The sequence below is a fragment of the Billgrantia zhangzhouensis genome (assembly GCF_021404465.1).
Classification (GTDB): Bacteria; Pseudomonadota; Gammaproteobacteria; order Pseudomonadales; family Halomonadaceae; genus Halomonas; species Halomonas zhangzhouensis.
In genome coordinates this window covers 1-12573 of sequence record NZ_JABFTT010000010.1, presented here as the reverse complement: position 1 = coordinate 12573, position 12573 = coordinate 1, and the positions used below count along the sequence as shown (strand labels likewise).

At 64.3% G+C, this 12573-nt stretch carries 10 protein-coding genes and 1 pseudogene; 7 read left to right on the top strand and 4 right to left on the bottom strand.

The window, feature by feature from the left end:
• Positions 1-57 precede the first annotated feature (57 nt).
• Complete coding sequence (locus HOP51_RS13530) at positions 58-1011, bottom strand: LysR family transcriptional regulator (protein ID WP_234274431.1); 954 nt, start codon at positions 1009-1011, stop codon at positions 58-60.
• 127 nt (positions 1012-1138) lie between these two features.
• Between HOP51_RS13530 and HOP51_RS13525 the strand changes: the two genes are divergently transcribed.
• The 6 genes from HOP51_RS13525 to HOP51_RS13500 all read left to right on the top strand — a co-directional run bounded on the left by HOP51_RS13525 (position 1139) and on the right by HOP51_RS13500 (position 9094).
• A complete protein-coding gene (locus HOP51_RS13525; protein ID WP_234274430.1) occupies positions 1139-2077 on the top strand; it encodes a sodium-dependent bicarbonate transport family permease in 939 nt (312 codons plus the stop codon).
• A gap of 261 nt (positions 2078-2338) precedes the next feature.
• Positions 2339-3508: an isovaleryl-CoA dehydrogenase gene (locus HOP51_RS13520; RefSeq protein WP_234274429.1), complete on the top strand. Its 1170-nt coding sequence runs from the start codon at positions 2339-2341 to the stop codon at positions 3506-3508.
• A 142-nt stretch (positions 3509-3650) separates the two neighbouring features.
• Positions 3651-5258: a carboxyl transferase domain-containing protein gene (locus HOP51_RS13515; RefSeq protein WP_234274428.1), complete on the top strand. Its 1608-nt coding sequence runs from the start codon at positions 3651-3653 to the stop codon at positions 5256-5258.
• A 43-nt stretch (positions 5259-5301) separates the two neighbouring features.
• Positions 5302-6135, top strand: coding sequence for an enoyl-CoA hydratase-related protein (locus HOP51_RS13510; RefSeq protein ID WP_234274427.1), 834 nt, complete (start codon positions 5302-5304; stop codon positions 6133-6135).
• Positions 6132-8183 (top strand): acetyl/propionyl/methylcrotonyl-CoA carboxylase subunit alpha, encoded by a 2052-nt coding sequence (locus tag HOP51_RS13505; protein ID WP_234274426.1) that lies wholly within the window; start codon positions 6132-6134, stop codon positions 8181-8183. Before HOP51_RS13510 ends, HOP51_RS13505 begins: the two co-directional genes overlap by 4 nt.
• A gap of 11 nt (positions 8184-8194) precedes the next feature.
• A complete protein-coding gene (locus HOP51_RS13500) occupies positions 8195-9094 on the top strand; it encodes a hydroxymethylglutaryl-CoA lyase (protein ID WP_234274425.1) in 900 nt (299 codons plus the stop codon).
• Positions 9095-9243: 149 nt separating this feature from the next.
• Here the strand turns inward: HOP51_RS13500 and HOP51_RS13495 are convergent, their stop codons facing one another.
• A complete protein-coding gene (locus tag HOP51_RS13495; protein WP_234274424.1) occupies positions 9244-9927 on the bottom strand; it encodes a DNA-3-methyladenine glycosylase I in 684 nt (227 codons plus the stop codon).
• Positions 9928-10077: 150 nt separating this feature from the next.
• A complete protein-coding gene (locus tag HOP51_RS13490) occupies positions 10078-10515 on the bottom strand; it encodes a VapA/VapB family virulence-associated protein (protein ID WP_234274423.1) in 438 nt (145 codons plus the stop codon).
• 236 nt (positions 10516-10751) lie between these two features.
• Here HOP51_RS13490 and HOP51_RS21010 point away from each other — a divergent pair.
• Positions 10752-10859 (top strand): annotated as a pseudogene (locus HOP51_RS21010) (NAD-binding protein); the annotation flags it as partial.
• Positions 10860-12480: 1621 nt separating this feature from the next.
• Here the strand turns inward: HOP51_RS21010 and HOP51_RS13480 are convergent.
• Complete coding sequence (locus tag HOP51_RS13480; protein WP_407061809.1) at positions 12481-12561, bottom strand: integrase core domain-containing protein; 81 nt, start codon at positions 12559-12561, stop codon at positions 12481-12483.
• Positions 12562-12573 lie beyond the last annotated feature (12 nt).

Sequence of the window (12573 nt, the reverse complement as noted above, 5' to 3'; positions counted from 1 at the left end):
AACTCTAGAGGGCCAACCTGTCACCAACCTTGCATGCTCCCCGTATTCGACCATGGTCTAATCTGCCAGCCGTGCCAGCAGTCCCTCCAGTTCATTGGCCACGAAGCGCGGCTCGACGCACTCATCAAGATGCCCCAAGGCGAAGCGCAGAAAGCCCAACGCGGCATGAGGCAGGCGGCGGTCGCGGCGCACGATGAACTGCCAGTGGCTCTCGATGGGGAAATCGGTCACCGGCAGAATCACGATGTCGGGGTGCTCCGGCGGCAGCACGTGCTCGGAGAGCACAGCCAGCCCCATGCCGGCCGCCACGCCCACGCGAATGGCCTCGTTGCTGGCCATCTGCAGCGCGGGCCCCAGCGACAGGCCATGTTCCTGCAGCCAGCTCTCGAACATCATGCGCGTGGCCGAGCCCGGTTCGCGCAGCAGAAAGCGCTCTTCCAGCAGTTCACCCATGGCGATCCGCTCACGCTTCGCCATGGGGTGCCCCTGCGGTGCCACCACTACCAGCGGATTACGCAGGAAACGCCCGGCCAGGGCATGAGCCAGCGACGGAGGATGGCTGAACACATAGAGATCGTCGTCCTGGCGCTCGAAGCGCGTCAGCATCTGGCGACGATTGCCGATATGCAGAGTCACGTCGACATCGGGATAAGCATGGCTATATGGACCGAGCAGGCGTGGCAACACGTACTGAGCGGTGTTGACCAAGGCGATACTGAAGCGGCCCCGCTCGCCGCCCCGCAGCGCCTCGAGGAAGTCCTGAAAGTCATCGAAGCGGCCCAGCACCTCGCGACTGGCACGGTAGAGCTCTCGCCCCGCCTCGGTCACTGCCAAGCGCCCCTGGCGCATGACCAGCAGCGGTTCCCCCACTGCCTCGCTCAGGCGCTTCAGTTGTTGTGACACAGTCGGCTGAGTCAGGTGAAGCTGGCGCGCCGCCTCGCTGACCGAGCCGCTGCGCACCACGGCGACATAAACCTGCAGCAGACGAAACGTGAGATGGCGCACGTTCATGGGCACAGCTCCGAGCCATAGTCAATTAACTATAGTATGACCGGCCATATTCAATTGGAATCAATATCCATCACTCCTCACAATCCGCGACTACCCTGCCTGTGCGATTCCAGAAGAAGAGAACCCCATGCCCGATATCGTCGTGATGTTCTTTCTGCTCGGCCTGCTCGCCGGGATCGTCAAGTCCGACCTGACCATTCCCAAGGCCGCCTACGACACCCTGAGCCTGCTGCTGATGCTGACCATCGGCCTGAAGGGCGGCATGTCGCTTTACGGCAACCTGCACTGGTCGCTGATTCCCGAACTGCTCGCGGTGGCCACCCTCGGCGGTCTGATTCCGCTGGCGCTGATGCCGATCCTGCGCCGCCTGGTGCGCCTCTCTCCCGCCGACAGCGCCAGCATCGCCGCTCACTACGGCTCGGTCAGCGCCGGCACCTTCGCCGTCGCACTTGCCTTTGCTGAAAGCCGCGCTCTGCCCATCGGCGCTGAAGTCACGCTCTATCTGGTGATGATGGAACTCCCGGCGATCATGGTGGCCATCGCACTCTACCGCCGCCATGCAGGCAAGGAGGCAAGCGAGGCGCTTCAGGGGATCTGGCACGAAACCCTGACCAATCGCGGCGTGATCCTGCTGGCCGGCGGTGCAGTGATCGGCGCCATGTACGGCCCCGCCGAAGGCGCCAACGTGACCGATCTGCTGATGGGCGCCTTCCATGCGGTACTCGCCCTGTTCCTGCTGCAAATGGGCCTGACGGCGGCGGAAACCCTGCGCCCCATCCCCTGGTTCCACTGGCGTCTGCTCACTTTCGCCCTGGTGGCACCGTTATGCCTGGCCATGGCCGGCCTGAGCGTCGGCCTGCTCCTTGGCCTGCCCATGGGCTCATTAATGATCCTCACGGCACTCGCCGCCAGTGCCTCGTACATTGCCGCGCCGGCTGCCATGCGCACCGCCATTCCCCAGGCCAACATCGGGCTGGCCATGCTGGCCTCTCTGGGCTTCACCTTCCCGCTCAACGTGCTCGTGGGCATCCCCATCTACTATCAGTTGGCCCTGCTGCTGCGCTGAGCAGTCGCGCCACCGGTCCCGAGCTAGTTTCCAGGGCCGGTGTCGTTTTTTTGCTTCCTTCCTAACCGCCCGACTTTCGTCGCACACTTCAAAGCTGCACTTTACGTTAACGTAAACCTCGCCTAATCTTGTAACATTCGTGAATAGCACTGCGAACCGCACCTGCGCGGCTCGCACCGCCTGACAGCCGCGCCCCCTCACTCACAGCTGCGCTGTCGCCAGAATCACCAGCGACCGACACCATCATCAGGGAGTTCCGCCATGCTGACCGCCTACAAGCCCCTCGACTTCGGCCTCGACGACGAACTCAACATGCTGCGCGATCAGGTGAACGCCTTCGCCCGCGACGAGATCGCCCCGCGCGCCGCCGAGATCGACGAGAAGAATGAGTTCCCCAACGACCTGTGGCAGAGGTTCGGCGACATGGGCCTGCTCGGCATCACCGTACCGGAAGAGGATGGCGGCACCGGCATGGGCTACCTGGCGCACTGTATCGCCATGGAGGAGATCTCCCGCGCCAGCGCCTCGGTGGGTCTCTCCTACGGCGCCCACTCCAACCTGTGCGTGAACCAGCTCAAGATCAACGCCTCGCCCGAGCAGAAGGCCAAGTACCTGCCCAAGCTGATCAGCGGCGAGCACATCGGCGCGCTGGCCATGTCCGAGCCGGGTGCCGGTTCCGACGTGGTCTCGATGAAGCTACGTGCGCGCCAGGAGGGTGACAAGTACGTCCTCAACGGCAACAAGATGTGGATCACCAACGGCCCCGACGCCGACGTGCTGGTGGTCTACGCCAAGACCGACCCGGACGCCGGCTCCAAGGGCATCACCGCCTTCATCATCGAGAAAGGCATGCCCGGCTTCTCCACCGCCCAGAAGCTCGACAAGCTGGGCATGCGCGGCTCCAACACCTGCGAGCTGGTGTTCCAGGACTGTGAAGTGCCGGCCGAGAACGTGCTGGGTGAGGAAGGCAAGGGCGTGCGCGTGCTGATGAGCGGCCTGGATTACGAACGCACCGTGCTCGCCGCCGGCCCCATCGGCATCATGCAGGCGGCCATGGACGTGGTGGTGCCCTACGTTCACGAGCGCAAGCAGTTCAACCAGTCCATCGGCGAATTCCAGTTGGTGCAGGGCAAGATCGCCGACATGTACACCACGCTGAATGCCTGCCGCGCTTACCTCTACGCCGTGGCAGCAGCCTGCGATCGCGGTCAGACCTCCAGGAAGGACGCCGCCGGCGTGATCCTCTACTGCGCCGAGAAGGCCACCCAGGTGGCGCTGGACGCTATCCAACTGCTCGGCGGCAACGGCTATATCAACGAGTACCCCACCGGGCGCCTGCTGCGCGACGCCAAGCTCTACGAGATCGGCGCCGGCACCAGCGAGATTCGACGCATGCTCATCGGCCGTGAACTCTTCAACGAGTCCAAATGAAAATAGCTGCGCTCATTCATACGGCGTTAAAAATTGACTCAAAATGCTCATTTACAACAGTAAACTCCGCTTTTTCGTCAATTTTTGCCTTGTCTGAATATCGCTCGCTTATTTTCATGCTTGAAGAGAAAAAGAGACTCCTATGGCTACCTTAACGACACAAATCAACCCGCGCAGCGACGGCTTCCAGGCCAACGAGGCGGCTATGCGCCACGAGGTGATGAAGCTGCGCGAGCTGACCGCGGCCATCAGCCAGGGCGGCGGCGAGAAGGCCCGTGCCCGGCACGAATCGCGCGGCAAGCTGTTCGTGCGCGACCGCATCGACCATCTGATCGACGAGGGCTCGCCGTTCCTCGAGTTCTCGGCGCTGGCCGCCCATGAGGTCTACGAGAGCGAGGTGCCCGCCGCCGGCGTGGTCACCGGCATCGGTCGTGTGAGTGGCGTGGAGTGCGTGATCGTCGCCAACGACGCCACCGTCAAGGGCGGCACCTACTACCCGCTCACGGTGAAGAAGCACCTCCGCGCCCAGGAGATCGCCCGCAAGCACCGCCTGCCGTGCCTCTACCTGGTCGACTCCGGCGGTGCCTTCCTGCCCCGCCAGGACGAGGTGTTCCCCGACCGCGAGCACTTTGGGCGCATCTTCTACAACCAGGCCACCCTCTCCGCCGAGGGTATCCCGCAGATCGCCGTGGTGATGGGCTCCTGCACCGCCGGCGGCGCCTACGTGCCGGCCATGGCCGACGAGTCGATCATCGTCAAGCAGCAGGGCACCATCTTCCTCGGCGGCCCGCCGCTGGTGAAGGCTGCCACTGGTGAGACCATCAGCGCCGAGGACCTGGGCGGCGCCGACGTGCACGCCAAGGTGAGCGGCGTGGCCGACCACTATGCCGAGAACGACGCCCACGCCCTGCAGCTCGCCCGCGCCTGCGTGTCGCGGCTGAACTGGCAAAAACGCGGCCAGCTCAAGAGGCAGGAGCCCAAGCCGCCCAAGCTCGATCCCAGCGAGCTCTACGGCATCGTCGGCACCGACCTCAAGAAGCCGTTCGAGGTGCGCGAGGTGATCGGGCGCATCGTCGACGACTCCGACTTCGACGAGTTCAAGCGCTACTACGGCGACACCCTGGTGACCGGCTTCGCCCATATTCACGGCTATCCGGTGGGCATCGTCGCCAACAACGGCGTGCTGTTCTCCGAATCCGCGGTGAAGGGTGCCCACTTCATCGAACTGTGCGCCCAGCGCAAGATCCCGCTGGTGTTCCTGCAGAACATCACCGGTTTCATGGTCGGCTCCAGGTACGAGCACGAAGGCATCGCCAAGCACGGCGCCAAGCTCGTCACCGCCGTGGCCTGCGCCAAGGTGCCCAAGTTCACCGTGCTGATCGGCGGCAGTTTCGGTGCCGGCAACTACGGCATGTGCGGCCGTGCCTACGATCCCAACCTGCTGTTCATGTGGCCCAACGCGCGCATCTCGGTGATGGGCGGCGAACAGGCTGCCGGCGTGCTGGCCCAGGTCAAGCGCGAGCAGTACGAGCGCGAAGGCCGCGAGTGGAGCCAGGAGGAGGAAGAGGCCTTCAAGCAGCCCACCCGCGACCAGTATGAGCGCCAGGGCCACCCCTACTACGCCAGCGCGCGGCTGTGGGACGACGGCGTGATCGACCCGGCCCAGACCCGCGACGTGCTGGGACTCTCGCTCGCCGCGGCGATGAATGCCGAGGTTCAAGAGACGAAGTTCGGCGTATTCCGGATGTGAAGTCGTCCGTGTCTGCATTCGATGACTTTACGGGAGCCATGAAATGACTGATTCAAATAACTTTTCGCAGCTAAGCATTGACGAACGCGGCGTCGCCCGGCTGACGCTGAACCGCCCCGAGGTGCACAACGCCTTCGACGACAGCCTGATCGCCGAGCTCAACGAGCACCTCGACAAGCTCCACGACGCCGCCCGCCACGGCGAGGTGCGCGTGGTGGTGCTGGGCTCCGAGGGCAAGAGCTTTTCCGCCGGGGCCGATCTCGGCTGGATGAAGCGCATGGTGGCGTACGACGTCGAGGGCAACCTGGCCGATTCGCGCAAGCTCTCGCAGTTGATGCACGGCCTGGACACCCTCCCTTGCCCCACCGTATGCCGCGTGCAGGGGGCCGCCTTCGGCGGTGCCGTGGGCCTGGCCGCCTGCTGCGACGTGGTGATCGCCAGCGAGAAGGCCAAGTTCTGTCTCTCCGAGGTCAAGATCGGCCTCTCGCCGGCGGTGATCAGCCCCTACGTGCAGCGCGCCCTGGGCGCGCGCCAGATGCGCCGCTACGCGCTGACCGCCGAGGTGATCGACGCCGACCAGGCGCTGGAGCTGGGCCTGGCCCATCAGATCGTCGGTCACGACGCCATCGACGAGGCGGTCGAGGCGATGATCGCGACCCTGCTGGTCGGCTCGCCCCAGGCCCAGCGCGCGACCAAGGCGCTGCTGGCCGAAGTGGCCCGCGACTCCGACAGCAAGGCGACTCGCGAGCACACCTGCCGCGTGATCAGCGAGCTGCGGGTGAGCGCCGAAGGTCAGGAAGGCCTGACCAGCTTCTTCGAGAAGCGCCGCCCCGCCTGGGCCGACGACAACACGAACTCCTCGGAGCGCCGCTCATGAGCCAGACCGATTCCCGCATCACGCCCTTCGACACCCTGCTGGTGGCCAACCGTGGCGAGATCGCCTGCCGCGTGATGCGCACCGCCCGTGCCATGGGCCTGCGCACCGTGGCCGTGTACTCGGATGCCGATGCCGACGCCCGCCACGTGCGCGAGGCCGACGAGGCCGTGCGCCTGGGCCCGCCCGCCGCCCGCGAGAGCTACCTCAACATAGAAGCCGTGGTGGAAGCCGCCAAGCGCACCGGCGCCGGCGCCATCCACCCCGGCTACGGTTTTCTCTCCGAGAACGGTGCCTTCGTCGAGGCACTGGAGGCCGCCGGCATCACCTTCGTCGGCCCGCCCGCCTCGGCGATTGCCGCCATGGGCGACAAGTCCGCCGCCAAGGCGCGCATGGCCAACGCTGGCGTGCCGCTGGTGCCGGGCTACCACAGCGACGACCAGGACGACGCCCTGCTGCGCCGCGAAGCCGACAAGATCGGCTATCCGGTGCTGCTCAAGGCCAGCGCCGGCGGTGGCGGCAAGGGCATGCGCGTGGTGGAGAGCGGTGAGAACTTCCAGGCCGCGCTGGACGGCTGTCGCCGCGAATCCCAGGCCGCCTTCGGCGACACTCGCATGCTGATCGAGAAGTACCTGACCCAGCCGCGTCACGTCGAGGTCCAGGTGTTCTGCGATTCCCATGGCAACGGCGTCTACCTGTTCGAGCGCGACTGCTCGGTGCAACGCCGCCACCAGAAGGTCCTCGAGGAAGCCCCCGCCCCCGGCATGACCGCCGAGCTGCGCCGCGAGATGGGTGAAGCCGCCGTGCGCGCCGCCAAGGAGATCGGCTACGTGGGCGCCGGCACCGTCGAGTTTCTGCTCGACTTTTCACAAGGTCAGGATGGCTCGTTCTATTTCATGGAGATGAACACCCGCCTGCAGGTGGAGCACCCCGTCACCGAGATGATCACCGGCCAGGACCTGGTCGAGTGGCAGCTGCGCGTGGCCATGGGCGAGGCGCTGCCGCTGACGCAGGAAGCGCTGACCATTACCGGCCACAGCTTCGAGGCGCGCCTCTATGCCGAGGACCCGGAGCAGGACTTCCTGCCCGCCACCGGCAAGCTCGAACGCTTCGCCATGGACCTCGAGGGCGCCGGCCTCGACCCTGAACGGGTCCGCCTGGACAGCGGCGTGGACACCGGCGACGTGGTTTCCATGCACTACGACCCCATGCTCGCCAAGCTGATCGTCCACGGCGACGACCGCGACCAGGCGCTCTCCACCCTCAACCGGGCGCTGGCGGCGCTGGACGTACAGGGCGTGGTGACCAACCGCGCCTTCCTGCAGCGGCTGGCCACGCACCCCGCGTTCAAGGCGTGCGAGCTGGACACCCGCTTCATCGAGAAGAACGAAGCCACTCTGTTCGCGCCCAAGCAGTACACCACCGAAGCGTACGCCGGTGCCGCGCTGATCGGCCTCAATCAGCTCGCCCGCGAGTGCGAGAGCGACTCCCCTTGGGACCGCCACGACGGCTTCCGCCTCAACGCCCCGCATACCATCCGCATCTCGCTATGCGATCCGGCGAACGTGCAGGATGAAGCGAGCGTGGTGGTCGTGGAAGGCATCCGTGCCAGCGGCGCCGATCCGTGGGACCTGACCATCGGCGGCGAGACCCTCACCGCCCGCCTGCAGCACCTGGAGGGCGACGCCGTGGCCGTGACCCTCAACGGCCACCGTCGCCGCCTGCAGGCACGCCGCGACGGCAACGTCGTCGTGATGGTCGACCCGCGCGGCGAAACCCGCCTGTTCTGGCGCCGCATCGACGCCATCGACCACGGCCACCACGAAGCCGAATCGACCCTCACCGCGCCAATGCACGGCACCGTGGTCGCGCTGCTGGTGGAAGCCGGTCAGAAGGTGGAAAAAGGCATGCCGCTGATGGTCATGGAAGCCATGAAGATGGAACACACCATGACCGCCCCCGCCGACGGCCATGTGGAGAGCTTCCACTTCAACGCCGGCGATACGGTGGGACAGGGAGACGTGCTGCTCGAGTTTGCGCCGGCGGAATAAGGAGACGAGTTATGGCATTTCCGAAGAAAGTGCGCCTGGTCGAAGTCGGCCCCCGCGATGGGCTGCAGAACGAGCCCAACCCGATCGACACGGCCACCAAGCTGGCACTGATCGACCGCCTGGGCGCCGCCGGCATCGGCTACATCGAAGCCGCCAGCTTCGTCTCGCCCAAGTGGGTACCGCAGATGGCCGACCACCGCGAAGTGATGACCGGCCTCACACGCCGCCAGGGCGTGACCTACGCCGCCCTCACCCCCAACCTCAAGGGGCTGGAAGCGGCGCTGGCGTGCGGCGTGGAGGAAGTGGCGGTATTCGGCGCCGCCAGTGAAGCCTTCTCGCAGAAGAACATCAACTGCTCCGTCGCCGAATCCCTCGAGCGCTTCGCCCCCGTGCTGGAGCGAGCCAAAGCAGCCAACGTACGCGTGCGCGGCTACGTCTCCTGCGTACTCGGCTGCCCCTACGAAGGCGAAATCTCCCCAGCCAAGGTGGCCGAGGTGAGCAAGGCGCTGTTCGAGATGGGCTGCTACGAAGTCTCGCTCGGCGACACCATTGGCGTCGGCACCCCGCTCGCCGCCAAGCGCATGGTCGAAGCCGTGAGCCGCGACATTCCCATGGAAAAGCTCGCCGCCCACTTCCACGACACCTACGGCCAGGCGCTGGCCAACCTCTACGCCGTGCTGGAAGAAGGCATCAGCGTAGTGGACAGCTCCGTCGCCGGCCTCGGCGGCTGCCCCTACGCCAAGGGCGCCTCCGGCAACGTGGCCAGTGAAGACGTGGTCTACCTGCTCAACGGCCTGGGTATCGAAACCGGTATCGACCTCAACAAGCTCGCCGAGACTGGCACCTGGATCACCCAGACCATCGGCCGTCCGAACCGTTCCAAGGTGGGCGTGGCGCTGGCGGCGAAGTGACTGCGTGGTAGAAACGAGAAGCCCCTGAGCCAGGTGACTGGCTCAGGGGCTTTGTGGTTTCTCGCCGACGTCAGCGTCGTGATTGCGACTGGTAGCCACTCATATCCGGCAGCCTCAAGATTCTCAGAACAACGATCCGCCGGCAGGCGTTAAAACCTGGGATTGATACTCAGTGACAGCATGGCTGATAGATGACTCAAGGGCCTTCCTGATTCCTGCTGCAACTCATTGAAGGCGTCCTGTACGACTTGCAGGTCTCGCTGACTCGTTGGAGCCTGGTCAATAATGCCGGCGGCTATCAGACGTGCAACTACATCACTGGTCAATAAAAACGTATCCTTTCCGACCAAACGTAAAAACCCGGCAGCCGAGCGTCCGCCCAGGCGAGCGCCGCGTTTGGCCAGTAAACGCCACAAGCCGATGATGTCGGCACTCGGCCAGCTGGCGATGAACTCACCGAAGCTGCAGCCCTTCTCCTGGCGAATGTCCAGAATGAATCGGGCGTTCTTGGGGATTGTCCGCAGCTTAGTGAGATGACGAATGATTCGATCATTTTTCATATAGCCTTCGATTTGCTCCGGGCTGAGCAATACCATTTTCTCGGGTTCAAAGCCCCAGAAGGCTTCTTCAAAGGCAGGCCACTTGGCGTCGACCATAGAATGTTGCATACCAGCCTGAAATACCCGCTGGCTCATCGCAGAAAGGTAGCGATCGTCCCCCTTCTGCTTCAACTCATCAGGAGTCAGCGCTTCGGGCAGGAAGGCCTCCATGGCCTCGTCAGATTCAAAACGCTTGCGTGCGGTGTCGTAAAGCCAACGGTAGTCAAGTGTCATGCTTGTCTCAATGGGATAAATGGAATCAGTACCTGCCAAGCGCCCCATGCCCCGGTGGCAAGGGGGCGTGCAGTTTCCAAAGGAATCCTCATGGTCCGGGGGCACCGAAGCGCCCCCGGGGGATAGGCAACAGAAGTCCAATTTTTCAACTCATTGCCACTTTCCTTTGCCACCTCCTACACCAATAACGGTGGAGACAGCCCCCGATTGGAAGTGACCCAGCAGTTTGCTGTGGCTGTCGAAGAACAGGATGCTCAAGTAGACCGGGGTGCTCTGGAATTCGAAGCTCACGGTGTCGCGGTAGAGCCGCTCAAGGTCGTTGGAGTAAACGTGCCCGAAGAGTGCGCCGCCGCCCGGTAAGGAGGCACCTCCGGCATTGCCGTCGAAGGTCTTGCCGTTAGTGATGTTGACCTGGAACTTCAGATAGAAGATCAGGCTGGCCACGCTACCGTTGGCGGGATAGGCCGTTTCGGAAGCGGCCAGTGCCTGGGCGACATCGTCGATCTTCTCGGGCTCGAGCTTGCCATGCATGGCGACACGGAAGTCGTGGGCGATCAGTTGCTTGTCGATGGTTTGCGGTGCGTTCATTGGGTGATACCTCATATGTTGCTCTGGAATCAGCGGTCGGTTCCGACCGCGGCTTACTGCCCTAGTCATTCCAGTTCAGATATCTCATACCGACCGCATCACCTCGGTATCACCACGAACGCCGAATCGGCCGCGCCAAGCACAACGGATCACTTCGGTATCATCTCGTCTCACCCCCTTGGTCGCAACATCCTCTTGAGGGATTCTTAGGAAAACGACGATTGAGGGGCCTCATCATGGACCATGCACCGCTGCGGGTCGCCATCATTGGCGGCGGAGTTTCCGGCCTGTCACTGGCCTATTACCTACAGAAGCTAGGCGGCAAGGCAGCCCGGCAGATCGAGATCACTCTCTTCGAGCGCAAGGCCAGCCTGGGCGGCAATGCCGAGACGGTGTGGGTCGACCTGGGCAACCGGCGTCATCCGGGCATGCCCGAGACCCCCTACCGCCGCTGGGCCGACCTGGGGGTCAATGACGTCAACCTGACGACCTACCACCGCCTTCGCACGATACTCAGCGAGATCGGCGAGCTGGAGCGCATGAAGCCCCTGGAGAATACCGAAAGCTACTTCAGCCGCGACGGCAGCATCGCCCTGACCGACGACAAGGAGCTGTTCCGTGGCGTCAGCGATCCGGCCCACGAGTTGTGCAAGGTCGATGGAGGCCGGCTGGCACTGCTGATCCCCGTGGTTCACCAAAGCGCCATCGCCCTGGTAGCAAATCATCGCGTTACGCCGCGCTATACGGTGGATGACTTCTTCGACGCCTGCGTTGCCACACCCGCCGAGATGCTGGCAGCAGCAGCGGAGCGTTTGAGCGTTACCATCGACTGGCACGACCCCGAGCTACCGGCGCGGCTGGAGCGTATCCGCCACACCATCTACTACCCCCGCATCTCGGCCATGTATTTCGCCGACGATCGCGGCCCGGGCGGCATGCCGCTCCAGGCCCCCTTCGAGTATTACCTCATTCAGGAGAACGGCTCACTGCCGGATCGACGCTACTTCGAGCATGGTGCCCAGCACTGGCTGGAGGCCTTGGCTGCTCATATCATCAACCCGAATACGCCAGGCCCTCGAGTCAAGATCCTGCGCGGCATCGAGGTCGAGGCCAAGCTTACGACACAGGGCGTGACGCTGACGGAGCGTGCCCCCGGCGAGCGCCGCTGGGAGGCCGATCTGCTGATCATGGCGACCCATGCCGAAGACGCCCTGCCGCTGCTGACCTTCGGCGACGGCCTGAGCGACACCCAGCGGGAGCTGCGGCACATCCTCGGCAAGGTGCGCTACACCCGCAGCTTCGGCGTCTGTCACACCGCCGCCGCTCGACTGCCGCCCGATCGCAACCTGTGGCGCACCTACAACATCGAGGTGCGCAACCCCGAGGACACCTTCTTCCCCTACCGCATCGACTACGTGGCCAATCGCCACCAGAACGATGCCGAGAACCCCGCCTACAACCAGGCGGGCCTGCCGCAGTTCTTCGTCTCCCTGGTGGACGATCTCAACCGGATTCCCCGCAGCGAGATACTCGAGCGGCAGTCCCCTCCCCTGGACGAGTCCGTACCGATGACCATCGCTCCCGGTGAGGGCGGCTATCGGGACCGGCTGCCGCCGCTGGACAGCGCCCTGGAATCCAAGGCGTGGACCTTGTTCAAGCATAACGTGCTGGATGCCAATTGCCTGGAGGCACAAGCGGAGATCGAGCGCTACAACCAGGCTACGGCTAAGCGACGCTCCGAGGGCCAGCAGGAGGGTTGCCCCCTGCTGTTCGCCGGCGGCTGGACCCGCGGCGCCGGCCTGCAGGAGCAGTGCCTGGAGCAATCGGCGCATCTGGTCGAGCTGCTGCTGGCGGCACCGGAACGCCGGATCGACGGTCCCCAGCGGTTAGCAGCGGCTGACCGCCAAGCAGGGCAGCGTCATCCGCAGGCCGGCGGCTGTAATGACCCCCTGGTTTTTGCACACCCTACGCTGCTAATGCAGGGTGTGCTTGGGGTGCCACATAGCCAAGAGACTGATGTGGCCGCTCTTCGTTGTAGTATCGGATCCAGCGGCCGAT